Raw genomic sequence first — 23,458 nt, 5'->3', positions numbered from 1 at the left:
CAAGACTTGATATTTTTTTGTACCCGAAGGTACTGAGATATCAATCCTGCGAGTGCCCACACAGATTGTCTGATAAATTGTTAAAGAGCAGTGCCACGTTATTCAGTGGCGCGGGCTGTGCATATTACGCTTTCCCGCTACGTAGTCAAGCATTTATTTCCTGCTTCACTCCGCCTGACGGGCCGGTTTGTAAGCCGTTGTGCCGTGTCAGTGGAGGCGCAGTATAGGGATTTTTCTGAACGTGACAAGGGATTATTGCAAAAAAATTACTGACCGCATTTTTTTTCAACAACTCGTGCATTTTGAGCGCTACTTGATGGATAAATGCGCTATTTCATGAGCAAAACGCGCTACCTGCGGCCAGTCGGTATAAACCACTTCTTTGCGCGTATCCGTTTCACCACCGGTCATTTTCATAATTAAGCGAATCATTGTGCGATCCAACCAGCCATAACGCGGATAACGCAACGCGCCGGCAAACACTGCGCAGTGATTTGGCTTCCATGGCGAATTCAGCAGGAACTTGCGCGTATAGGAGTTTGTTTGCGGTGTACGCTTTTCTGGCTTGCGAGCGACCAGGTTTACGGAAAAGAATGCGCTCGGAATGACATTCAGCGCCTGTTGATGCTTTTTCACAAACGCATCAACCGATGAGTGGAAGTGGCCATAACGTATAGAGGCGCCAATCACAACGCGATCGTAATTATCCCACCTGATATCGCCATTACGATGCAGGTTAACCACCTCGCTTTCTATGCCCAGCTCTTTTAACTCGGACGCTATATAAGAAGCTATTTCGCGGGTTTGCCCATCGCGGGTCGAAAACAGAATCAAAGTCTTCACTACAGGCTCCGGTTACTCTCGCCAGAAGGTTGGCGTGAACAGTACTAATAAAGTAAACACTTCAAGGCGTCCAAACAGCATGTTGCCGATGAGGATCCACTTCGCCACCGGGTTCATACTGGCAAAGTTATCCGCTACCACGCCCAGCCCCGGCCCCAGGTTATTAAGCGTAGCCGCCACTGAAGCAAAAGCGGAGAAGTCATCTACGCCCGTCGCGATAATCGCAAGCATGCTCAAAATAAACACCAGCGCATACGCGGAGAAGAATCCCCACACCGCTTCAAGAATTCGTTCCGGCAGCGCACGGTTGCCAAGCTTAATGCTGTATACCGCATTCGGGTGCACCAGGCGTTTGAGCTCCCGGTTCCCCTGTTTGAACAGCAGCAGGATACGAATGACCTTCAGGCCCCCTCCCGTAGAACCGGCACAACCGCCGATAAACGCAGAGCAGAGCAATAGCACCGGCAGGAATAAAGGCCATCGGGCGATGCTGTCGGTAGTGAATCCCGCCGTTGTCGCCATGGACACGACCTGGAAGAACGCCTGGTTTAGCGTTTGCAGGGCCGACTGATAAGTGCTGTGCAACCACAGCACCAGCGTACAGATGATCACTAACGTTAACTGCACGCCAATAAACATACGGAATTCCGGGTCACGCCAGTAAACCTTTAAGCTACGGCCGCTAAGCAAAGAGAAGTGCAGACCGTAATTACAGCCCGAAATCAGCAGAAAAACAGCCATGATGGTGTTGATTGTGGGATTGTTGAAATACCCCACGCTGGCATCATGCGTTGAAAATCCACCGATGGAAATGGTCGCAAAGCTGTGTCCTATCGCGTCGAAAGCCGGCATTCCGGCAAACCACAGCGCCACCGCACAAGCGATGGTTAGCAGTACATAGATAAGCCACAGGGTTTTCGCGGTGTCCGCTATGCGCGGGCGCATTTTGTTATCTTTCAGCGGCCCCGGCATTTCAGCCCGATAGAGCTGCATCCCACCGACGCCCAGAATAGGTAAAATAGCTACGGCCAGTACGATTATCCCCATCCCGCCGAACCATTGCAGCATTTGCCGGTAGAACAATATGGCATGAGGGAGCGAATCCAGCCCCACAAGCGTGGTGGCGCCGGTCGTGGTTAAACCAGAGAACGATTCAAAAAAAGCATCGGTGACCGTCAGGTTCGGGCGTTCGGAGAATATGAAGGGCAATGCCCCCACGCCGCCCAGCACCGTCCAGAACAACACCACAATCAGGAAACCTTCGCGCGGTTTCAGTTCACTTTTTTCACGGCGGTTTGGCCACCAGAGTAATGACCCAATCACCAGCGCGACAAAAAAAGTCTGTGTAAAGGCGCGGCCAGCACCATCGCGGTAAATTAAGGCAACCAGCCCGGGAATTATCATGGTCCCGGAAAACAGGATGACCAGCAGACCAACGATTCGGGTTATGGCACGAAAATGCATTTCAGCCGCTTCCTTAAATATTAATAAATAGCGAGGTGGGGATTATTCTTCAATCGGCAATAAATGCAATGAACCGCGGCTAAAATCCGCCAGTCTTAATGAAAATTCAGCCAGTTGCGTTTGTGGCAACGCCACTTTAAGCCGCACCGATACCTGAAATTCACTTTGCACGATCAGCCCATTATTTTGTTTGAGTAGCGCTTCGACGCCCGCAAGCTGGGCGTAATCACACTGCAAAGTATATTCGGTTAATGGCACTTTGATCGCCGTAGGCAGTTGATTTAACGCCAACTGAACGCCACCGCCATAGGCTTTCACCAAACCGCCCGTACCCAGTTTGATTCCACCGTAGTAGCGCACCACTACCGCAGTAATTTCGCCAATGCCGCTTCCCATAAGTTGAGCAAGCATGGGTTTACCGGCCGTCCCGGCGGGCTCCCCGTCGTCAGAAAACCCAAGCTGTTGCGAATCATGCGGTGCTCCCGCCACCCACGCCCAGCAATGGTGACGGGCGTCAGGATGTTGCGCGCGAACCTGCTCCACAAAAGCTTTAGCCGCTGCTACTCCATCAGTATGGGCTACCAATGTAATAAAGCGGCTTTTCTTAATTTCCTCGCTGACGGAAAAGGATTCAGCAGGGATCGGCCAGCTATCCATTACGCCAGTTTCAGATCGCGCGTCATATTTTCAACGGTGCTTTCGTGAACGATCACATTGTCTTCGATGCGAATGCCGCCGAACGGTTTCATTGCTTCAATACGCTGCCAGTTGAAGTGCTTGCTGTACTGCCCTTCGCGCCAGGATGCGAGCAAGGATTCAATAAAGTAGATGCCAGGTTCAATGGTCAGCACCATGCGCGGCTCAAGCACACGCGTGCAGCGCAGATACGGATATTGTGAAGGGGCTGCAAGGTGTGTACCGGTATCATCCTGCATAAAGCCACCGACATCGTGCACCTGTAGACCCAGCGGGTGACCAATACCGTGCGGCATAAACGGCCCGGTAATCCCGGTTTCAACCATCGCCTCTTCGCTGATGTCATTCACCAGTTGATGGCGACGCAGCAGCTTCGCAATACGCTGATGGAACTGAATGTGGTACTCGGTGTAGCGCTCGCCCGCTTTCATCGTGCCGATCAACGCCAGTTGTTCGGCGTTAACGTCTTTGATGAGCTGCGCATAATCGCTGTCGCCGTTGGCCGCCCAGGTCCGGGTCAGGTCTGCCGCGTAGCCGTTGTACTCAGCGCCTGCATCCAGTAGGAAACTGCGCATTTCGGAAGGCACATGATGATCGAGCCTGGTGTAGTGCAATACGGCAGCGTGTTCGTTCAGCGCAACAATATTGCTGTACGGCACGTCGATATCGCGGTGGCCGGTTGCGGTCAGATACGCCTGATTGATGTCGAACTCGCTCATCCCTGACAGGAAAGCTTCGTGGGCAGCCTGATGACCAACAACAGCGGTTTTTTGCGCCTGACGCATGCATGCCAGCTCATAATCAGTTTTATACGCGCGATGGTAATGCAGGTAATCAATCACCCCTTTCGGGTTGATGTTCGCCGCCTGGATCTCAAGCTGCAAAGCGCGCTCCGGCACCGGGCCGATATAACCGATGTTGCCGCGTGCTGCAGGCAACTGGCTGCCGATACCCTCAGCTTTCGGCAGGGCTATCACGTCAATATCTTCAGTCCAGAAGGACTCCGGCAGCGGTTCAACGTTGTGCCAGTAATCTACCGGCAGGTAGAACCACAATTTTGGTTTGTTAACGCCATCCACCAGCAGCCAGCAGTTCGGTACCTGCGTTACCGGCACCCAAGCTTTGAACTGCGGGTTAACTTTGAACGGATAAGCATGATCGTCCAGGAAAACATTAAGCAGCTCCCCGGAGTGAATCAGCAGTGCATCAAGATTAAAACGCGCCAGAACATTGCGGGTGCGTTCCTGCAAGGTTGCCACATGATCTTTATAAAGCGAGGCCAGTGAATCCATAATTTACCCTTCTGTTTTTATGCCTGTTCGGCACGCATCTTAGCACAGGGTAAACATGGCCGACTTATTTCCAGGGGCTGTGATCATCTTTGCAAATATTTAATGAGTTGTTTGCATTTCATTAACATCAATCCCACACTCCCTTCCATCTGGTACGACCAGATCCCATTGCTGGATTCAGGAGACTGACATGCTCTACCAAGGCGAAACCCTACATCTCGACTGGCTGGAAGATGGCATTGCCGAACTGGTGTTCGATGCGCCCGGTTCGGTCAACAAACTCGACACCGCGACCGTCGCCAGCCTCGGCCACGCTCTCGATGTTCTGGAAAAGCAGCCCAATCTGAAAGGCCTGCTCCTTAGCTCAAATAAAGCGGCGTTTATCGTCGGGGCTGACATTACCGAATTTCTTTCGCTGTTCCTCGTGCCTGCGGAGCAACTGACAACCTGGCTGCAATTTGCCAATAGCGTCTTTAACCGCCTGGAAGATCTACCCGTTCCGACTATCTCTGCGGTCAACGGCTATGCGCTGGGCGGAGGATGCGAATGCGTGCTGGCAACTGATTATCGTCTGGCGACGCCGGACGCGCGCATTGGCCTGCCGGAAACCAGGCTGGGCATCATGCCGGGCTTCGGCGGCTCCGTCCGCCTGCCGCGCATGCTCGGGGCAGATAGCGCGCTGGAAATTATCACCGCTGGCAAAGACGTCAGCGCAGCAGAAGCGCAGAAAATCGGCCTGGTCGACGGCGTAGTAAAAGCCGAAAAGCTGCGTGAAGGCGCACTGGCGGTTTTGCAGCAGGCAATTAAAGGCGATCTGGACTGGAAGGCAAAGCGCGCGCCAAAACTTGAGCCGCTGCGCTTAAGCAAAATCGAAGCGACCATGAGCTTTACCATCGCCAAAGGCATGGTGATGCAGATTGCGGGCAAACACTACCCTGCCCCGATGACGGTGGTAAAAACAATAGAAGCTGCGGCAGGGCTTGGCCGTGACGAAGCCTTACAGCTTGAGACACAAAGTTTCGTGCCTCTGGCTCGCTCTAACGAGGCCCGTGCGCTGGTCGGGATTTTCCTCAACGATCAATATGTGAAAGGTCAGGCGAAAAAACTGACCAAAAATACCGAAACCCCGAAACAGGCTGCCGTACTCGGCGCCGGGATCATGGGCGGCGGCATTGCTTATCAGTCGGCCTGGAAAGGCGTACCGGTATTAATGAAGGATATTAACGAGAACTCGCTGGCGTTAGGCATAACTGAGGCCAGTAAATTACTCAATAAACAGCTCGAACGCGGAAAAATTGACGGCATGAAGTTGGCCGGCGTGATTGCCACCATTCATCCAACGCTCGATTACGCCGGTTTTGAACGCGTCGACGTTGTTGTTGAAGCCGTTGTTGAGAATCCGAAAGTGAAAAAAGCCGTGCTGGCGGAAGTGGAAGAAAAAGTTCGTCCGGATGCGGTGCTGGCCTCGAACACCTCGACCATTCCGATTAGCGAGCTGGCAAACAGCCTTAAGCGTCCGGAGAACTTCTGCGGTATGCACTTCTTCAACCCGGTGCATCGCATGCCGCTGGTGGAAGTGATTCGCGGCGAGAAAACCTCCGAGCAAACCATCGCAAAAGTTGTCGCATGGGCCAGCAAGATGGGCAAAACACCAATCGTGGTAAATGATTGTCCCGGCTTCTTCGTTAACCGCGTTCTGTTCCCGTACTTTGCAGGCTTGAGCCAGCTAATGCGCGATGGCGCGGACTTCCGCCAGATCGACAAAGTGATGGAAAAACAGTTTGGCTGGCCGATGGGTCCGGCTTACCTGCTTGATGTTGTCGGTATTGATACGGCTCATCATGCGCAGGCAGTTATGGCCGCTGGCTTCCCGCAGCGCATGCAGAAAGATTATCGCGATGCGATTGACGCAATGTTTGATGCAGGCCGCTACGGCCAGAAAACCCAACAGGGCTTCTATCGCTATAAAGAAGACAGCAAGGGCAAGCCGCGCAAAGAGCAGGATGAATCTACCGACGCGCTGCTGGCCGATGTCAGCAAACCACGCCACAGCTTCAGCGACGAAGAGATTATCGCTCGTATGATGATCCCGATGGTCAACGAAGTGGCGCGCTGCCTGGAAGAAGGCATTATCGCCAGCCCGGCGGAAGCGGATATGGCGCTGGTTTACGGCCTGGGCTTCCCTCCGTTCCACGGCGGCGCTTTCCGCTGGTTAGACACTATCGGCTGCGCAAAATACCTCGATATGGCTCAGCGGTACGAACATCTCGGCCCGCTTTACCAGGCGCCCGATGGCCTGCGTGCGAAAGCGTCCCGTAACGAGCCGTACTATCCCCCGGTTGAGCCTGCGCGCCCAGCCAGCGATCTGAAAAGCGCCTGAGGAGTGATTATGGAAAAGGTTGTAATAGTTGATGCCATCCGTACCCCGATGGGCCGCTCAAAAGGGGGCGCGTTCCGCAACGTTCGCGCGGAGGATCTTTCAGCTCATCTGATGCGCAGTATTCTGTCGCGTAACCCGGCGCTGGAAGCTGCCACGCTGGACGATATTTACTGGGGCTGCGTACAGCAAACCCTGGAGCAGGGTTTTAACATTGCCCGTAATGCCGCGCTGCTGGCTGAAATACCGCACTCCGTGCCAGCAGTTACGGTGAATCGCCTGTGCGGTTCTTCCATGCAGGCGCTACATGACGCCGCGCGTATGATTCAAACCGGCGATGCGCATGCCTGCCTGATTGGCGGCGTGGAGCATATGGGCCATGTGCCGATGAGCCACGGTGTTGATTTCCATCCGGGGCTGAGCCGCAACGTGGCGAAAGCTGCCGGCATGATGGGCCTGACCGCTGAGATGCTGGCGCGCATGCACGGCATCAGCCGCGAAATGCAGGATCGGTTTGCCGCCCGTTCCCACCAGCGCGCATGGGCCGCAACCGAAGCCGGGCATTTCAAAAATGAAATCGTCGCCACCAGCGGCCATGATGCCGACGGCGTGCTTAAACGCTTTGATTACGACGAAGTTATCCGTCCGGAGACTACCGTCGAAGGCCTTGCCTCGCTCAAACCAGCATTCGATCCGGTCAACGGAACCGTCACCGCAGGCACCTCTTCGGCGCTGTCCGACGGTGCCGCAGCCATGCTGTTAATGAGCGAGTCACGCGCTAAAGAGCTGGGTCTGAAGATCCGTGCCCGCATTCGCTCAATGGCGGTGGTTGGGTGCGATCCGTCGATCATGGGCTACGGCCCGGTGCCAGCTTCGAAAATGGCGTTGAAGAAAGCGGGCCTGACCGCCACCGATATCGACCTGTTTGAGATGAACGAAGCTTTTGCCGCGCAGATCCTGCCGTGTATTAAAGATTTGGGGCTAATGGAGCAGATCGACGAGAAAATTAACCTTAACGGCGGCGCCATCGCGCTGGGCCACCCGCTTGGCTGTTCCGGTGCCCGAATCAGCACCACGTTGCTCAATCTAATGGAGCGTCGCGATGCGCAGTTTGGGCTCGCCACTATGTGTATCGGGCTGGGCCAGGGGATCGCCACCGTTATCGAACGCGTTTAATGACGGAGATTTGTCGGTGGATGAGCATTTAACGCCGTCCACCAGCAACAATAAGCACAGAGTTTAGTTGCCGTTTTTCCCGCCTGTCAGGGGCGGGCTTTTTATTTCTTGTACCGCAGAAAAACAAAAACCACCGACGATGCGGTGGCTTATGTTTACGGTTTCGCCATCAAATAAACGCGAAGGCATCACCGAACATACGATCGACGTTTGCGCCGCGCTCATTACAGAACAAATCGCGCGCAATCTTCGCCATTTCAAAGCGCCCGGCGATATAAATATCGTGTCCGGCGAGCGTACCGTAATCCTGCAATACAGCCGTTAACACCGTGCCGTTGCGCCCGCGCCAGCCTTCTTCCGGCTGCTCTACTACCGCTTCTACCCGCAGATTCGCATGCTTCACCGAAAGCGCTTCCAGCTCGGCCAGATCGTAGAGATGCTTCTCTTCGCGACCGCCCCAGTAAATAGCGATTTCACGCTGCGGGTTACGCGCCAGCGCCGTAAGCAGGATGGAGCGCACGTAAGAGAAGCCCGTGCCGCCCGCAATCAGAATTAACGGGCGATCTTCATCGTCGCGCAGCCAGGCATCGCCGTGCGGAATATCCACAACGATTTCTTTTTCCTTCAGAATGCGATCCATTACGGCCATGGCGTACAGGTTGAGTTCTGAGGCGCCAATGTGCAGCTCGATAAACTCATGTTCGCTCGGCGTGGATGCCATGGAGAACGGGCGTTTGTCACGCTCATCCATCACCACCATCAAATACTGTCCGGCCTGAAAAGAGAAATCTGCTTCCGGCAGCAATCGAACGCGATATACCGTATCCGTTATCGCTTCTACCGAGGTCACTTTACAGCTTAAGGTTGTCATGCGTCCCCTCTTCGGGTCAATAATGCAAAACCGTAAAAATCGCCCCTCAGGCGTCTTTACTGTCATCGAAAATAGCCAGTTCATCCCAGATTGCATCAATACGCGCACAGACTTCCGCATCTTTTTTGATAGGGCGCCCCCACTCGCGCTGGGTTTCTCCTGGCCATTTATTGGTGGCATCCAGTCCCATTTTTGAACCAAGGCCGGAAACCGGCGAGGCAAAATCCAGGTAATCGATCGGCGTGTTCTCGACCAGTACGGTATCACGCGCCGGATCCATACGCGTAGTGATGGCCCAAATAACATCGTTCCAGTCACGCGCGTTAACATCGTCATCGCACACGATGACAAACTTGGTGTACATAAACTGCCGCAGGAAAGACCAGACGCCCATCATCACGCGCTTCGCGTGGCCGGCGTACTGTTTCTTAATGGTCACGACCGCAAGGCGATATGAGCACCCTTCCGGTGGCAGATAAAAATCAACGATTTCCGGGAACTGCTTTTGCAGAATCGGCACGAAGACTTCGTTCAGCGCCACGCCAAGCACCGCCGGTTCGTCCGGTGGACGGCCGGTATAGGTGGAATGGTAAATCGCATCCTCACGCTGGGTAATATGGGTCACGGTAAATACCGGGAAGTTATCTACTTCATTGTAGTATCCCGTGTGGTCACCGTATGGCCCTTCCGGCGCCATTTCACCCGGTTCGATATAGCCTTCCAGCACGATTTCCGCGCTGGCAGGCACTTCGAGATCGTTAGAAAGACATTTCACGACTTCAGTTTTAGTACCGCGCAGCAGCCCGGCAAAGGCATACTCAGAAAGAGTATCCGGCACGGGAGTTACCGCGCCGAGAATAGTTGCCGGGTCTGCGCCCAGCGCCACGGAAACCGGGAAACGCTCGCCCGGATGCGCGGCGCACCATTCCTGGAAATCAAGCGCGCCGCCGCGATGCGACAGCCAGCGCATTATTAGTTTGTTCTTGCCGATAAGCTGCTGGCGATAAATGCCAAGATTCTGCCGCTCTTTATGCGGGCCACGAGTCACAGTCAGCCCCCAGGTGATCAGCGGCGCGGCGTCTTCCGGCCAGCACTGCATAATGGGAATGCGGTTTAAATCGACCTGCTCTCCCTCCCAGATTTTTTCCTGGCAGGGCGCGCCGCGTAGCCGCTTAGTCGGCATATTCAGCACTTGTTTAAACTGTGGGATTTTATCGAACAGATCGCGGAATCCTTTTGGCGGCTCCGGCTCTTTCAGAAAGGCCAACAGCTTACCCACTTCACGCAAGGCGGAAACGTCTTCCTGCCCCATGCCCATCGCGACTCGCTTCGGCGTGCCAAACAGATTGCACAATACCGGCATGCTGTAACCCTTTGGGTTCTCGAACAGCAGCGCCGGGCCATTTGCCCGCAGGGTACGATCGGCAATTTCAGTCATTTCCAGATGCGGATCGACGGGCATTGCGATACGTTTTAGCTCACCGCGTTGCTCAAGCAGCGTAATAAAATCGCGTAGGTCGTGGTATTTCATGCAATTAATCCAGGCCCGGAGAATGGCCGCCATTATACGGACTTCATCCGTGCCATGCTGTATTTTTGTTAAAAACGAGTTACTGCTTGGCCGTTAATCAGATGGTCGTTGGTTATACTTGTGCTGGCTATCTCTGAGTTCGACCTTTTGTTATTCTTGCGCGCTCAATGAGGTGAGATGAAAAATTATGGAATCCTGGTATCTTCTGTACTGCAAAAGAGGACAGTTGCTGCGGGCGCAAGAGCATCTTGAGCGCCAGGCGGTAAACTGCCTCACCCCGATGATCACGCTGGAAAAAATAGTGCGTGGAAGACGAACCGCAGTCAGTGAACCTTTGTTCCCGAACTATATGTTCGTCAAGTTCGATCCGGAAAACATACACACCACCACGGTCAACTCCACCCGCGGCGTGAGCCATTTTGTTCGCTTTGGTTCTCAGCCTGCCAGCGTGCCGGAAAATGTTATCGATCGGTTGATTAACTATCATCCTGAAAACGTCACCGACCCGCAAACGCCCTATCCGGGAGACAGCGTTGTGATTACCGAAGGGGCGTTCGAAGGACTGGAAGCAATATTCAGCGAGCCGGACGGCGAAGCGCGCTCTATGTTGCTTCTTAACCTGCTGAATAAGCAGGTCAGGCAAAGCGTGAAAAACACGGATTTCAGGAAGCTTTAAAGCACAAGGCCAGCGAATGCTGGCCTTTAATATCTAGCGCTGCATGTGCTCATCGTGCAGCCACTGCGCGACGCGCTTAGAGAAGTACGTCAATACGCCATCGGCGCCAGCGCGCTTGAAGCACAGCAGTGATTCCATGATCGCCGGTTTTTCTGCCAGCCAGCCGTTCTGGATCGCGGCCATATGCATCGCGTATTCACCCGAAACCTGGTAGGCAAACGTCGGCACGCCAAAAGTATCCTTTACGCGGCGAACTACATCCAGATACGGCATGCCTGGTTTCACCATTACCATGTCCGCACCTTCCTGCAGATCCTGTGCAACTTCCTGTAAAGCTTCGTCGCCGTTGGCCGGGTCCATCTGATAGGTCTTTTTATTGCCGCCTTTCAGGTTACCGGAAGAACCAATAGCATCGCGGAACGGGCCGTAATAACAGGAAGCGTATTTGGCAGCGTAGGACATGATCTGCGTGTTTACGAAGCCATCGCTTTCCAGTTGGTCCCGGATTGCGCCAATGCGGCCATCCATCATATCGCTTGGAGCGATAATTTCTGCACCAGCTTCCGCATGCGAAAGCGCCTGACGCACCAGAATCTCACGAGTGATGTCGTTGATAACGTAGCCGTCTTCATCGATGACGCCATCCTGCCCGTGGGTGGTGTAAGGATCAAGCGCAACGTCAGTCAGTAAGCCTAAGTCTGGCACCGCATCTTTCAACGCGCGCACGGCGCGCTGCACCAGCCCGTTCGGGTTCCAGGCTTCTTCGGCATGAAGCGACTTGCCTGCGCTTTCAATCACCGGGAATAGAGACAGTACAGGCACACCCAGTTTCGCAACGGCTTCGGCTTCTTTAAGCAACAGGTCGATAGTCATACGATAAACCCCCGGCATCGACGCCACTTCTTCCTGGCGATTCTGACCTTCCATGACAAATACTGGATAAATCAGATCGTTAACCGTTAACTGGTTCTCGGCCACCAGGCGGCGACTAAAATCGTGGCGACGGACACGGCGCATACGGCGACCGGGAAACGTACCGGGAAATGCATAGCTCATTTACTTTCTCCTGATTTAAGCCAGCCGGAAAAGACGGCGGGCATTGTCATCTGTTACTTGCGCAAGCCAGGCGGGATCTTCTCCGCGCCAAAGGGCTACCTGATTCAGGATATGGGGTAAGTAACAGGGTTCGTTCCGCCGGGTTGCAGGTTTGGGTTTAAGATCCCGCGGTAACAAATAAGGGGCGTCAGTTTCCAGCAGAAGTTGCTGAGCTGGAATGACAGGCAGCAATTCGCGCAGCTCAAGGCCACGGCGTTCATCGCATACCCAGCCGGTAATGCCGATAAACAGGCCGCGGGCCAGGCATTCACGCGCTTCAGCCTGCGTGCCGGTAAAGCAATGCAGCACCACGCCGGGTAATTTATCCAGCCATGGGTCAAGCAAGGCGATAAAGCGCTCATGAGCTTCACGACAGTGAAGAAATACCGGCATCACCAAATCGGCAGCCAGCGCCAGTTGCGCGGTGAAAGCACACTCCTGCTCGGCTGGCGTTGAAAAGTTGCGGTTAAAGTCCAGCCCGCATTCACCGATAGCAACCACTTCTGGCGCTCCGGCAAGCTCGATTATCGCCTGCGCGGCTGACTCATCCCACTGGCTCGCATCGTGAGGATGAACACCGGCGGTAGACCAGCATCCGACGTATTTCTGCGCCATAGCGAGCGCTTGTTGGCTCTCATGAAGGTTGGTTCCGGTCAACAACATACCGCTAACGCCAGCCTGCTGCGCACGCTGCACCACTTCTGCATGGTCTCTGGCAAACTGTGTACTGGTTAGATTGACACCAATATCAAACATATAGCGTTCCAAACGACGACCGCCCTGATGGGCGGCCTAAATTATGAGTCTTTTTCAGAGCGATCTTCGTCTTCCTGGACATCTTCCATATCCCGGCGGCCTTTGCCGACATAGTAGCGGGAGAAGAACACGCCGACTTCAAACAGACAGTACATCGGTATTGCCAGCAGCGTTTGCGAGAAGATGTCCGGTGGCGTCAAAAGCATACCGACCACGAAGGCGCCAACGAAGATATAAGGACGCTTCTGCTTGAGCGCTTCCGGAGTAGTAACGCCCATCCAGCACAGCAGGATGATGGCAACCGGGACTTCAAACGCGACCCCAAATGCCATAAACAACGTCATGACAAAATCGAGGTACTTGCTGATGTCGGTAGACATTACCACGCCTATCGGCGCGGTTTTTGTCAGAAAACCAAATGCCAGCGGAAAAACAACAAAATAAGCAAAAGCGATACCGATATAAAACAGCAAAGAGCTGGAGATCAGCAGCGGCGTGACCAATTTGCGTTCATGCTTGTACAACGCAGGCGCGATAAACGCCCAAATTTGATAAAGAATGACGGGTGCCGACAGGAAGATCGAAACGTAAATCGTCAGCTTAATCGGCGTAAAGAAAGGCGACGCCACGTCGGTGGCAATCATCGTTGATCCTATCGGCATCTGCTTTATCAGCGGTGCGGATACGATCTGGTAAATGTCGTTTGCGAAATAAACCAGCGCCAGAAAAATGACCAGCACAGCGATAATGCTGTTTAACAGTCGCTTGCGCAGCTCAATCAAATGGGTAATGAGCGGTTGGGTATCTTCAACGGCCATGTTTACTGTTTATCACTCGAAGGTTGAGATGAGACGGGGGTGGAAACAGGCTCCGGAGCAGGTTTAACCGGAGAATGCGGAGCTTCTCTCAAAGGCTCGGCCGCCTGCGTTGTGTCCACTTCAGGAGCCTGATCGGGCGCGCTTGCCTGATGAGCAGCCGCAGCAGGCGTAACGCCTTCGCGACTGTCTTGTTCATCTTTTACCAATGGATTATGGATAGTATGCGCTTCATCGCTGGCCTTTTCAGGGTCCTGCGTATAGGAACGCTTCATGGATTCCGCCGCCTGACGCAGTTCATCCATGGAGGCTTTTAGCTCTGGCGTCAGGTTATCCATGCTCGCTTTCTCAACCTTTTTCAGGCTGTCCTGCAGTTCCTGGATTTTCAGTTCCTGAGCCAGCTCATTTTGCACCGTCGCAGCAAGCGAACGCAGCGCACGGATCCAGCCAACCACCGTTTTGACCGCTACAGGCAGACGTTGCGGCCCCAGAACAACGAGGCCAATCACGAAGACCAGCAGCAGCTCGCTAAAACCAATATCGAACACGGTTTACACCTGCTCTTTATCGTTGCTCTTCGCTTCGTCTTTTTTTACGTCGCCAGGTTGTTTATCCCCCAGATTTTTCGCGGTGAAGTCAGCGTCTTCAACGGATGTGTCTTTTTCTTTCTCTTTAGGCTCATCATCATTCATGGCTTTCTTAAAGCCCTTGATAGAAGCGCCCAGATCGGAACCGATAGAACCCAGCTTCTTAGTACCAAACAGAAGAACGACAATGACGGCAATGATCACTAATTGCCAGATACTGATACCACCCATATTGTTGCCTCAAATCACTCAGATGATTGTATAACGCCCGTTATTATACGGCACGAACCTGTTAATGACGATTAAATTTCAGGCAGATCGCCGCCAGCCAATTAGCCAGACCACGATGCCTCCAGCCATCAACCAGGCGGGCATAAATTCCCACTCCGGTTTGTTTATCAGCAGCAAAGTCCCACTCAAAATAAGCGTGGCCCCGATGCCGAACAGATAGCGTGACTGTCCCTGCCGCACATGATGCTGATGCAGTTCGCGTTGAATTTTATCAATGCTGTGCTGTAAATGCTTGCCCTGGCGCAAACTGTCGTAAACCAGTTCCGGAAGCTCTGGCATTTTTTCTACCCAGAACGGCGCTTTTTCCTTGAAAGATCGAATCAAAGCGGGAATACCCACCTGATCTTTAATCCAGCTTTCCAGGAAAGGCTTGGCGGTTTTCCACAAGTCTAGCTGGGGATAAAGCTGCCTTCCGACCCCTTCAACATATAAAAGCGTTTTTTGCAGTAAAACCAACTGTGGCTGTACTTCCATGTTGAAGCGGCGGGCCGTATTAAACAGGTTTAACAACACGTGGCCAAAAGAGATTTCCGCAAGCGGCTTCTCGAATATCGGTTCGCAAACGGTACGAATGGCAAACTCAAACTCTTCGACATTGGTATCGAGCGGAACCCAGCCGGAGTCCACATGCAGCTCGGCAACTTTACGATAATCACGATTAAAGAAGGCGATAAAATTCTCGGCCAGATAGCGTTTATCTTCTTTGTTCAGCGAGCCGACAATGCCGCAGTCAATAGCGATATATTGCGGATCTTCCGGATGCTCGTAGCTGACAAATATATTGCCGGGATGCATATCGGCGTGGAAGAAACTGTCGCGGAATACCTGAGTAAAGAAAACCTGCACACCGCGTTCTGCCAGAAGCTTCATGTTGGTGCCCTGACTTTCCAGCGTGGCGATATCCGAGACAGGAACCCCATAGATTCGCTCCATCACCATCATGTCCTGGCTGCAGTAATCCGAAAACACTTCCGGGACATAAAGCATCGGGCTTTTTTCGAAATTACGCCGCAACTGGATAGCGTTCGCCGCTTCACGCAGCAAATTCAGCTCATCGATTAAGGTTTTCTCGTACTCACGAACCACTTCCAGAGGACGCAAACGACGGCCGTCCGGCAACAGACGAGGCACCCAACGCGCCAGTCGATAAATCAGTTTCATGTCCGCTTTGATGACGGGCAAAATGTCCGGGCGAATAACTTTGATAACAACTTCGCGGCCATTTTCTTTCAGACGGGCGGTATGCACCTGCGCAATGGAAGCTGAAGCAAGTGGCTTGATATCAAAATCATCAAACCAGGTCTCGACGGGAATCCCCCCCATCGCCTGTTCGATTTGCTTCTTAGCCAGCACGCCATCAAACGGCGCAACGCGATCCTGCAGCATTGCCAACTGATCGGCTATAAGCGGCGGGAATAGATCGCGACGCGTGGACATCATCTGACCAAATTTGATCCATACCGGCCCTAACTCTTGCAGCGCAAGGCGTAAACGCTCACCCAATTGCTTATCCTGGTGGCGGTTTGGCATCCAGAACAACATACGCCGCCAGATGCGTAACGGCAGCGTAATACGAATTTTGGGGATCAGCTCATCCAGGCCGTAACTAAGGAAAGTACGAACGATAAAATAAAGACGACGAATTTCTCCTGGCGTCATTTGCCCTCCAGCTTGTCCAGCCGCGCGCTTAATGCGTCGACTGCCCGTTCAACGGCCGCCGTTTCTTCGGCAAACCATGCTACTTCCAGTGGGCCTGGCGCCATGCGCCACTCTTCAGTAATCGCTTCGGCGAGATATTGCTGATTACGATTAAAACCTTTTTTCAGCAGCTTACCACCGCCGCGAAATACTTTGCTGATGCCTTCCGCCGCTACATCGCCGATGTAAGGCGCAAGAAGCTCTGCCGGATCAAATTCAGCCAGATCCATCAAGGCAACCCAGTTTTGCACAACCTGTAAGTCGCCCTGCACTTCAAGATCGCCGCTGCGGATAAGCGCGGTGAGCTGCTGTCTGTCGCGCAATTTCGGTAAGACCGCAAGGCGCGTAATAACGCGACAGTCCGCTTCGCCTTCCCATTCGCCCAGCACATCAAGCTGCTGTTCGCTAAAGACCAGAACCAGCGGTGCTGCGAACTCTTTAAGCTCAACGCGCAGTACTTTACCCAGCAGGCGCTGCCGGGCAGCTTTCAGTCCGCGATCGCGCCAAAGAAAAGTATTAAGGACGCTTTCGAGTCCGGCAGTCACTAGCGGTGTAAATGGCATCAGCACCCTCCGGTCAGAATTTGTAGCCGCGGTGAAGGGCAACAATCCCGGCGGTCAGATTGTAATAGGTGGTATTTTCGAAACCGGCGTCTTCCATCATCGCTTTCAGGGTGTCCTGATCGGGATGCATACGGATAGATTCCGCCAGGTAACGATAGCTTTCTGCATCCTGAGCCACCCATTCGCCGATGCGCGGCAAAATATGGAAGGAATAGGCATCGTAAGCCTTGCTGAGCGGTTCGATGACAGGCTTTGAGAATTCGAGCACCAGCAAACGGCCGCCGGGTTTCAGCACGCGATACATAGAACGCAGCGCTTTTTCTTTGTCGGTAACGTTACGCAGGCCAAACGAGATGGTGATGCAGTCAAAGTAGTTATCCGGGAACGGCAATGCTTCCGCGTTTGCCTGAACGTAACTCACATTGCCGACAACGCCGATGTTGCGCAGTTTCTCACGCCCCATTTTCAGCATTGAGTCGTTGATATCCGCCAGCACAACCTCACCCGTTTCACCTACCAGTCGGGAGAACTTAGCCGTCAGATCGCCGGTCCCGCCAGCAAGATCCAGCACCCGCTGCCCGCGACGCACGCCGCTGCAGTCGATTGTAAATCGCTTCCAGATACGGTGAATACCAAACGACATCAGGTCATTCATAACATCGTATTTTGCGGCTACAGAGTGGAACACATGAGCCACCATATCGGCTTTCTGCTCTTTCGCTACGGTGCGGAAGCCAAAGTGTGTTGTTTCCTGGGATTCGTCAACCATCTCAATGCCTGCTTATCAAAAAAATGTTCGTGAAGTGTAACAGAATGGGCGCTAAAGCCCTATGATTCAAGCCTGCTGGCTAAGCCTAAGCCTGACGCTCGCCGACGATGCGTCGGTTATCTAAGTTGCTGTCCTGATGTGTTTCTTCGCCGTTTCCATGACCGATTCGCGCCGCGTTATCCTCATCTTCCTGCCGCGCCTGTTCGACTAAATCTGGATTAATCTCACGTTTTACTTCCACGCCCAGGCCACGAAACGCATCGGCCTGTACGAGGATATTACCGCGACCGGAAGCCAGTTTTTTCATCGCCTGCCGATAGTTATCCTGAGCTTTATCCAGACCCTGTCCGATAGCCGTCATGTCATCGACGAACAGCCGCATTTTGTCATACAGGCGACCCGCGCGTTCGGCAATTTGTTGCGCATTACGGCTTTGGTGTTCATAACGCCACAAATTGGCAATGGTTCTCAGCGCCACCAGCAGCGTGGTTGGACTGACGAGCATAATATTGTTTCTCAGCGCTTCGCTGATTAACTCAGGCTGGCGATCGATAGCCAGCAGGAAAGCTGGTTCGATGGGGATAAACATCAGGACATAATCCAGGGAGCGCAGGCCGGGAAGCTGCTGATAATCTTTACGGCTTAGCATGCGGATATGGTTGCGGATAGCGGCGATATGTTCATTTATCGCGTTTTCGCGCGTCAGCTCGTCGTCGCCATTGTAATAGCGTTCATAGGCCACCAGCGTCATTTTGGCATCAATGACCACGTCTTTGCCCTGCGGCAGGCGGACAATGACATCGGGCTGCATGCGGCTGTTATTTTCAAGCTGGATGTTCACCTGCGTCTGGTATTCATGCCCTTCCCTCAAACCCGAAGCCTCAAGCACACGAGTCAGCACGACTTCTCCCCAATTCCCTTGGGTTTTATTATCGCCTTTTAGCGCTTTGGTGAGGTTAAGAGCTTCCTGCGCCATTTGCGCATTGAGCTGCTGGAGATTGCGAATTTCATGCGTGAGGGTGTGACGCTCGCGAGCTTCCTGCCCAAAGCTTTCCTGTACCTGCCGGCGAAAACCATCGAGCTGTTCACGCAGCGGCGTAAGAAGGCCATTGAGACTCTGGCGATTTTGCTCTTCAACTTTGCGGCCGCTTTGCTCAAAAATACGGTTGGCGAGATTTTCAAACTGCTCGCTCAGACGCTGCTCGCTGTTCATCATCTGGCGATGCTTGTCTTCGGCGTGAAGGCGAGTTTGTTCAAGAAGCGTGGTTAATTCACGCACATCGGCTTCCTGAGCGCTGTTAATTTCAAGCTGGGTGCGCAATTCGCGATTAAGCTGCTCGCACTCTTCTTTCCAGTGCTGCTGTTGCAGCAGCTCCTGCCTGGCCGCAGTAAGCTCGCCGTAGATTTCTCTTTGCTCATCCTGGAGTACGGATTGCCGCTTTAGCGCCCACAAACTTGCCAGCAACCAACCGGTCAGCACGCCAACCAAAGCAATGCCCAGTCCAAATAATATTGAGATATCCACAACGCCCCCTACAGCCCACGCCAAACATCAGCAAAGTAAAATTCTGCTGTATAAATGTCCAGATTAAAAGGGATTTCCTGCGAGGCGTTACGCAAAGCGCAAAATTAAGCCGGTTTTCACCGGCCTTGAAGGACTAGATAAGACGGCGAGCCGCTTCCACGACGATTTTCACAGCATGACTTTCTGTCTGCTTCATGGTTTCGGCGTTAGGGATTTCTTGCTGCGTGCGGTTCACGATGACGCCTGCGACCATCCCGGCGCGCAGGCCCTGGCTTGCACACATGGTCAGAAGCGTAGCGGATTCCATCTCGTAGTTCATCACGCCCATCTGTTGCCACTCTTCCATAGAACCTTTGAAGCGGTTTACCACGCGGCCGGAGAAGGTGTCGTAGCGCTCCTGGCCCGGGTAGAAGGTGTCCGAAGAGGCCGTTACGCCGATGTGCGTAGTCGCACCAACGGATTTCGCCGCTTCAACCAGCGCGGTAGTGCAGGCAAAGTCTGCAACGGCCGGGAATTCCATCGGCGCGAAGTGCAGGCTGGCGCCGTCAAGACGCACCGAAGCAGTGGTCACCAGTACATCGCCTACATTGATATGCGGCTGGATAGCGCCGGTAGTACCGATGCGCAGGAAGGTACGGATACCCAACTGTGCCAGTTCTTCTACGGCAATAGAGGTGGATGGACCGCCAATCCCCGTAGAACAAACGATAACGGCCTTGCCGTCGATTTCCGCACGCCAGGTAGTGAATTCACGGTGGGCGGCCAGTTTGACCGGCTTGTCCATCAACGCGGCGATTTTTTCAACTCGCTCCGGGTCGCCCGGGACGATAGCAAGCGTTGCCCCTTGCAGGTCGTTTTTAGTGAGGCCGAGATGAAAAACATCAGACTTGGACATAACAGACTCCTCTGTTGGGTAAGGTTGGCTTGCGTTGCAAAGCGGTACTTTACAGAACCCCTGCGTATAATTTCGTGACGCATTTCACTTTGAATAAAACAAATTACATTGTTTTCAATCCAATTGGTGACAGACATCACACATCAAGCCGCATTTGTTCAGATATACGGCACAAAAAGCGTTTTTTGCGAACCAGAGATGCTACTAATCCTGGCTATAGTTATCACACTGCGCTAATGCTGGTACGGAGAATGCCAATGAAAGAAGAGCAACCAACACACAATAAGCCGGGCGGAAGTTTTGCACCGGCAGCCTCACCGCTTGCATCAACCGTTATCCATACCCCGGAAGATTCCATTCAGGCTGGCGAAACGACCATCCCTTCCCAGGGCGACAATATGCCCGCCTGGCACGCGCGCCCAAAAGACGCGACCGGTCCTTTGCCGGTGGTGATTGTGGTCCAGGAAATTTTCGGCGTACACGAACACATTCGCGACATTTGCCGCCGGCTGGCGCTGGAAGGTTATCTGGCCGTGGCGCCTGAACTCTATTTTCGTCAGGGCGATCCGAATGATTACGCCGATATCCAGACGCTGTTTAGCGGGCTGGTCTCCAAAGTGCCGGACGCACAGGTGCTGGCCGATCTCGATCATGTGGCGAACTGGGCAACCCGCCACGGCGGCGACGCGCATCGCCTGATGATTACCGGTTTTTGCTGGGGCGGACGCATCGCCTGGCTTTATGCCGCTCATAACCCGCAGCTTAAGGCCGCTGTCGCCTGGTATGGCAAGCTTGTGGGTGACAAAACGCTGAATTCGCCTCGCAATCCTGTTGATATCGCCACCGATCTGAATGCACCCGTTTTAGGGTTATACGGCGGACAGGACACGGGTATTTCGCAAGAAAGCGTGGAAACAATGCGTCAGGCTCTGCGTGCAGCCAATGCCAACGCGGAAATCATTGTTTATCCGGAGGCGGGTCATGCATTTAATGCGGACTATCGCCCGAGCTACCATGAAGAATCCGCGAAGGATGGCTGGCAGCGCATGTTGAAGTGGTTTGAGCAGTATGGTGCGAAGAAGTAAAAGAAAACGCCCCTCATCGAGGGGCGTAAATTTTTAAGCGTTACGCAAATTCTGCGCCGCCTTCACCATGTTCGCCAGCGCGGCGCGGGTTTCTGGCCAGCCGCGGGTTTTCAGGCCACAGTCCGGGTTCACCCACAGGCGCTCTGCCGGAACGGATTCTGCCGCTTTCTTCAGCAGGGCTTCAATCCATTCCACGCTCGGCACGTTCGGGGAGTGAATATCGTACACGCCCGGTCCGATTTCATTTGGATATTCAAACTCTTTGAACGACTCCAGCAGGTCCATATCGGAACGGGAGGTTTCAATGGTGATCACATCCGCATCCAGCGCCGCGATGGAATCCATGATGTCGTTGAACTCGCAGTAACACATGTGGGTGTGAATCTGCGTATCGTCGCGCACCACGGCGGCGTTCAGACGGAAGGCTTCGACGCCCCATTCCAGGTACGCCTGCCAGTCTGACTGGCGCAGCGGCAGGCCTTCGCGCAGGGCGGGTTCGTCGATCTGAATGATGCCGATTCCCGCCGCTTCCAGGTCAGCCACTTCATCGCGCAGCGCCAGAGCAATTTGCTTAGCGATGGTTTCGCGGCTCACGTCTTCGCGCGGGAATGACCAGCACAGGATGGTTACAGGCCCGGTCAGCATGCCTTTTACCGGCTTGTCAGTCAGGGATTGCGCGTACTTTGCCCATTCCACGGTGATCGCTTCCGGACGGCTGATATCGCCAATCACAACCGGTGGCTTCACGCAGCGAGAGCCGTAGCTCTGTACCCAGCCGTTCTGGGTAAACACGAAGCCATCCAGGTGCTCGCCGAAATACTCCACCATGTCGTTACGCTCGGCTTCGCCGTGTACCAGCACGTCCAGGCCAAGGCGTTCCTGTTCAGCAACGGCTTGTTTGATGTGTTCAGCGATGCCGGTGCGATAGTTGCCCGCGTCCAAACGTCCCTGTTTGAAATCCAGACGCAGACCGCGAATTTCAGTGGTTTGCGGGAACGAACCAATGGTCGTGGTCGGCCAGGCTGGCAGATTAAAGCGCTGACGCTGAGCCCGGGCGCGAGCGGCATAGTCGCTCTGGCGCTGGCTGTCCTGCGCGGTAATTGCGGCCAGACGTTTTTCCACCGCGGCGTTATGTACGCGTTGCGAGTGGCGACGTGCCTGGATCGGGGCGCTCCATTCAATCAGTTTGTCAGTTTTGCCACTGTTCAAAGCCTCAGTCAGCAGCGACAGCTCTGCGCATTTTTGCAGAGCGAAGGCAAACCAGCTCTTCACTTCGGCGTCCAGACGAGTTTCTACGCTCAGATCAATTGGGCTGTGCAGCAGAGAGCAAGAAGAAGCCACCCATAGCTCGCGTTTGCCTGCGAGGTTTTTAAGCTGAGCGTATTTTTCCGTCAGATCGGCACGCCAGACGTTACGACCGTTGATCACACCGGCAGACAGCAGCCAGTCGGCAGGCAGTTTTTCGTGCAGCGCGTTAATGTCATCTTTACCGTGAACGAAATCGACATGCAGACCCTGTACAGGCAGCGCGGTGATGGTGTTCAGATTCGGCGTTACGCCTTCGAAATAGGTGGTGAGCAGCAGTTTTACGTTGCCAGCCAGCGCGTCGTATGCTGGTTTGAAGGCGTCAAGCCAGGCCTGCGGCAATTCCAGCACCAGAGCAGGTTCGTCGATTTGCACCCATTCGATGCCGCGTTTTGCCAGTTCGGCCAACACCTGCTGGTAAACCGGCAGGATGTCTTGCAGCAGGCTCAGGCGATCGAACTGCTCGCCCTTTACTTTACCCAGCCACAGGTAAGTTACCGGCCCAAGCAGCACAGATTTTACGTTATGACCCAGCGCAAGCGCCTCATCTACTTCATCCAGAAGCTGTGTCCAGCTCAGCTTGAACTGCTGGCCTTTAGTAAATTCCGGCACCATATAGTGATAGTTGGTATTAAACCATTTGGTCATTTCAGCGGCGGCGGCAGGCTCACCCGTTGGCGCACGGCCGCGACCGATGCGGAATAAGGTATCGATATCGACGCTGCCATCCGCATTCTGATGACGAGCCGGCACGTTGCCAAGCAGCAGACTGGTGGTCAGAACGTGGTCGTACCATGCGAAATCGCCGACCGGCAGCAGCTCAACGCCAGCCTGTTTTTGTTGATCCCAGTGACGGGCGCGCAGCTCGCGGCCCACCGCCAGCAATTCTTCCTGAGTAGTATTGCCCGCCCAGTAGCTTTCCTGCGCTTTTTTCAGTTCGCGACGCAGGCCGACACGAGGAAAACCGAGGGTGTGGTTATGGATTGTCATGTTATCGCCTCTTTATTTATTAGATTAATCCAGATGGATTTCGGATTCAGGAAAGGCGGTAAGCTCGCTTATCTCCGGGAGCTTACTTAAGTAAGTGACCGGGGTCAGTGAGTGAAGCCAACGCATCATAAATTCGAAAGACACTGGATTTAGACGTC

21 protein-coding genes are annotated in these 23,458 nt (G+C 53.8%); 4 read left to right on the top strand and 17 right to left on the bottom strand.

What is annotated here, in order from left to right; translation table 11 throughout:
• Positions 1-309: 309 nt before the first annotated feature.
• The 4 genes from hemG to pepQ are packed head-to-tail and all read right to left on the bottom strand — an operon-like array spanning position 310 to position 4,295.
• Positions 310-843, bottom strand: coding sequence for a menaquinone-dependent protoporphyrinogen IX dehydrogenase (gene hemG, locus MUA00_RS01480; protein ID WP_271121364.1), 534 nt, complete (start codon positions 841-843; stop codon positions 310-312).
• A gap of 12 nt (positions 844-855) precedes the next feature.
• The gene (trkH, locus tag MUA00_RS01475; RefSeq protein WP_271121363.1) at positions 856-2,307 is read right to left on the bottom strand and encodes a Trk system potassium transporter TrkH; all 1,452 of its coding nucleotides are present in this window, start codon (positions 2,305-2,307) and stop codon (positions 856-858) included.
• Positions 2,308-2,349: 42 nt separating this feature from the next.
• Positions 2,350-2,964: an IMPACT family protein gene (locus MUA00_RS01470; protein WP_271121362.1), complete on the bottom strand. Its 615-nt coding sequence runs from the start codon at positions 2,962-2,964 to the stop codon at positions 2,350-2,352.
• Positions 2,964-4,295, bottom strand: a complete 1,332-nt coding sequence (gene pepQ, locus MUA00_RS01465; protein ID WP_271121361.1) for a Xaa-Pro dipeptidase — start codon at positions 4,293-4,295, stop codon at positions 2,964-2,966. The genes MUA00_RS01470 and pepQ overlap by 1 nt, the downstream gene beginning before the upstream one ends.
• A gap of 190 nt (positions 4,296-4,485) precedes the next feature.
• On the opposite strand from pepQ, the gene fadB reads away from it, so the two are divergent.
• Together fadB and fadA are read left to right on the top strand one after the other, a co-directional pair.
• On the top strand, positions 4,486-6,675 hold the full coding sequence (gene fadB / locus MUA00_RS01460) for a fatty acid oxidation complex subunit alpha FadB (protein ID WP_271121360.1): 2,190 nt from the start codon (positions 4,486-4,488) through the stop codon (positions 6,673-6,675).
• 9 nt (positions 6,676-6,684) lie between these two features.
• Complete coding sequence (fadA, locus tag MUA00_RS01455; protein WP_271121359.1) at positions 6,685-7,848, top strand: acetyl-CoA C-acyltransferase FadA; 1,164 nt, start codon at positions 6,685-6,687, stop codon at positions 7,846-7,848.
• Between the two features lie 169 nt (positions 7,849-8,017).
• On the opposite strand, the gene fre is transcribed toward fadA, so the two are convergent.
• Positions 8,018-8,719 carry an NAD(P)H-flavin reductase gene (fre, locus tag MUA00_RS01450; RefSeq protein ID WP_271121358.1) on the bottom strand — a complete coding sequence of 234 codons (702 nt, stop codon included), beginning with the start codon at positions 8,717-8,719 and terminating at the stop codon, positions 8,018-8,020.
• Between the two features lie 46 nt (positions 8,720-8,765).
• On the bottom strand, positions 8,766-10,259 hold the full coding sequence (gene ubiD, locus MUA00_RS01445) for a 4-hydroxy-3-polyprenylbenzoate decarboxylase (RefSeq protein ID WP_271121365.1): 1,494 nt from the start codon (positions 10,257-10,259) through the stop codon (positions 8,766-8,768).
• Positions 10,260-10,437: 178 nt separating this feature from the next.
• Here ubiD and rfaH point away from each other — a divergent pair, with 178 nt between their 5' ends.
• Positions 10,438-10,926: a transcription/translation regulatory transformer protein RfaH gene (gene rfaH / locus MUA00_RS01440; RefSeq protein ID WP_271121357.1), complete on the top strand. Its 489-nt coding sequence runs from the start codon at positions 10,438-10,440 to the stop codon at positions 10,924-10,926.
• A 33-nt stretch (positions 10,927-10,959) separates the two neighbouring features.
• On the opposite strand, the gene hemB is transcribed toward rfaH, so the two are convergent.
• From hemB to udp, 10 genes are all read right to left on the bottom strand, one after another.
• On the bottom strand, positions 10,960-11,982 hold the full coding sequence (hemB, locus tag MUA00_RS01435; RefSeq protein WP_271121356.1) for a porphobilinogen synthase: 1,023 nt from the start codon (positions 11,980-11,982) through the stop codon (positions 10,960-10,962).
• Between the two features lie 15 nt (positions 11,983-11,997).
• Positions 11,998-12,777: a 3'-5' ssDNA/RNA exonuclease TatD gene (gene tatD / locus MUA00_RS01430; RefSeq protein WP_271121355.1), complete on the bottom strand. Its 780-nt coding sequence runs from the start codon at positions 12,775-12,777 to the stop codon at positions 11,998-12,000.
• 41 nt (positions 12,778-12,818) lie between these two features.
• Complete coding sequence (tatC, locus tag MUA00_RS01425; RefSeq protein ID WP_271121354.1) at positions 12,819-13,595, bottom strand: Sec-independent protein translocase subunit TatC; 777 nt, start codon at positions 13,593-13,595, stop codon at positions 12,819-12,821.
• Positions 13,596-13,597: 2 nt separating this feature from the next.
• On the bottom strand, positions 13,598-14,140 hold the full coding sequence (gene tatB / locus MUA00_RS01420) for a Sec-independent protein translocase protein TatB (RefSeq protein ID WP_271121353.1): 543 nt from the start codon (positions 14,138-14,140) through the stop codon (positions 13,598-13,600).
• A 3-nt stretch (positions 14,141-14,143) separates the two neighbouring features.
• On the bottom strand, positions 14,144-14,410 hold the full coding sequence (gene tatA, locus MUA00_RS01415; protein ID WP_271121352.1) for a Sec-independent protein translocase subunit TatA: 267 nt from the start codon (positions 14,408-14,410) through the stop codon (positions 14,144-14,146).
• 78 nt (positions 14,411-14,488) lie between these two features.
• Positions 14,489-16,129 carry a ubiquinone biosynthesis regulatory protein kinase UbiB gene (ubiB, locus tag MUA00_RS01410; RefSeq protein ID WP_271121351.1) on the bottom strand — a complete coding sequence of 547 codons (1,641 nt, stop codon included), beginning with the start codon at positions 16,127-16,129 and terminating at the stop codon, positions 14,489-14,491.
• Positions 16,126-16,731 carry a ubiquinone biosynthesis protein UbiJ gene (ubiJ, locus tag MUA00_RS01405; RefSeq protein WP_271121350.1) on the bottom strand — a complete coding sequence of 202 codons (606 nt, stop codon included), beginning with the start codon at positions 16,729-16,731 and terminating at the stop codon, positions 16,126-16,128. Before ubiJ ends, ubiB begins: the two co-directional genes overlap by 4 nt.
• 13 nt (positions 16,732-16,744) lie before the next feature.
• Positions 16,745-17,500, bottom strand: coding sequence for a bifunctional demethylmenaquinone methyltransferase/2-methoxy-6-polyprenyl-1,4-benzoquinol methylase UbiE (ubiE, locus tag MUA00_RS01400; protein WP_271121349.1), 756 nt, complete (start codon positions 17,498-17,500; stop codon positions 16,745-16,747).
• An 85-nt stretch (positions 17,501-17,585) separates the two neighbouring features.
• Positions 17,586-19,025: a DNA recombination protein RmuC gene (gene rmuC, locus MUA00_RS01395; RefSeq protein WP_271121348.1), complete on the bottom strand. Its 1,440-nt coding sequence runs from the start codon at positions 19,023-19,025 to the stop codon at positions 17,586-17,588.
• A gap of 133 nt (positions 19,026-19,158) precedes the next feature.
• Positions 19,159-19,920: a uridine phosphorylase gene (gene udp, locus MUA00_RS01390; RefSeq protein ID WP_271121347.1), complete on the bottom strand. Its 762-nt coding sequence runs from the start codon at positions 19,918-19,920 to the stop codon at positions 19,159-19,161.
• A gap of 257 nt (positions 19,921-20,177) precedes the next feature.
• Here udp and MUA00_RS01385 point away from each other — a divergent pair, with 257 nt between their 5' ends.
• Positions 20,178-21,005 carry a dienelactone hydrolase family protein gene (locus MUA00_RS01385; protein WP_271121346.1) on the top strand — a complete coding sequence of 276 codons (828 nt, stop codon included), beginning with the start codon at positions 20,178-20,180 and terminating at the stop codon, positions 21,003-21,005.
• Positions 21,006-21,038: 33 nt separating this feature from the next.
• Here the strand turns inward: MUA00_RS01385 and metE are convergent, their stop codons facing one another.
• The gene (gene metE / locus MUA00_RS01380; protein ID WP_271121345.1) at positions 21,039-23,300 is read right to left on the bottom strand and encodes a 5-methyltetrahydropteroyltriglutamate--homocysteine S-methyltransferase; all 2,262 of its coding nucleotides are present in this window, start codon (positions 23,298-23,300) and stop codon (positions 21,039-21,041) included.
• Between the last annotated feature and the right edge of the window lie 158 nt (positions 23,301-23,458).

The organism is Dryocola boscaweniae (assembly GCF_025215095.1).
GTDB classification, from domain to species: domain Bacteria; phylum Pseudomonadota; class Gammaproteobacteria; order Enterobacterales; family Enterobacteriaceae; genus Dryocola; species Dryocola boscaweniae.
This window is presented reverse-complemented; position numbering and strand designations above follow the sequence as displayed.

Coding starts and splice junctions, on each gene's coding strand:
- udp (WP_271121347.1), bottom strand. CDS start 19,920: ATGTCCAAGTCTGATGTTTTTCATCTCGGCCTCACTAAAAACGACCTG.
- MUA00_RS01385 (WP_271121346.1), top strand. CDS start 20,178: ATGAAAGAAGAGCAACCAACACACAATAAGCCGGGCGGAAGTTTTGCA.
- pepQ (WP_271121361.1), bottom strand. CDS start 4,295: ATGGATTCACTGGCCTCGCTTTATAAAGATCATGTGGCAACCTTGCAG.
- fadA (WP_271121359.1), top strand. CDS start 6,685: ATGGAAAAGGTTGTAATAGTTGATGCCATCCGTACCCCGATGGGCCGC.
- hemB (WP_271121356.1), bottom strand. CDS start 11,982: ATGAGCTATGCATTTCCCGGTACGTTTCCCGGTCGCCGTATGCGCCGT.
- tatA (WP_271121352.1), bottom strand. CDS start 14,410: ATGGGTGGTATCAGTATCTGGCAATTAGTGATCATTGCCGTCATTGTC.
- fre (WP_271121358.1), bottom strand. CDS start 8,719: ATGACAACCTTAAGCTGTAAAGTGACCTCGGTAGAAGCGATAACGGAT.
- rfaH (WP_271121357.1), top strand. CDS start 10,438: ATGGAATCCTGGTATCTTCTGTACTGCAAAAGAGGACAGTTGCTGCGG.
- metE (WP_271121345.1), bottom strand. CDS start 23,300: ATGACAATCCATAACCACACCCTCGGTTTTCCTCGTGTCGGCCTGCGT.
- fadB (WP_271121360.1), top strand. CDS start 4,486: ATGCTCTACCAAGGCGAAACCCTACATCTCGACTGGCTGGAAGATGGC.
- ubiB (WP_271121351.1), bottom strand. CDS start 16,129: ATGACGCCAGGAGAAATTCGTCGTCTTTATTTTATCGTTCGTACTTTC.
- ubiJ (WP_271121350.1), bottom strand. CDS start 16,731: ATGCCATTTACACCGCTAGTGACTGCCGGACTCGAAAGCGTCCTTAAT.
- tatD (WP_271121355.1), bottom strand. CDS start 12,777: ATGTTTGATATTGGTGTCAATCTAACCAGTACACAGTTTGCCAGAGAC.
- trkH (WP_271121363.1), bottom strand. CDS start 2,307: ATGCATTTTCGTGCCATAACCCGAATCGTTGGTCTGCTGGTCATCCTG.
- tatC (WP_271121354.1), bottom strand. CDS start 13,595: ATGGCCGTTGAAGATACCCAACCGCTCATTACCCATTTGATTGAGCTG.
- ubiE (WP_271121349.1), bottom strand. CDS start 17,500: ATGGTTGACGAATCCCAGGAAACAACACACTTTGGCTTCCGCACCGTA.
- MUA00_RS01470 (WP_271121362.1), bottom strand. CDS start 2,964: ATGGATAGCTGGCCGATCCCTGCTGAATCCTTTTCCGTCAGCGAGGAA.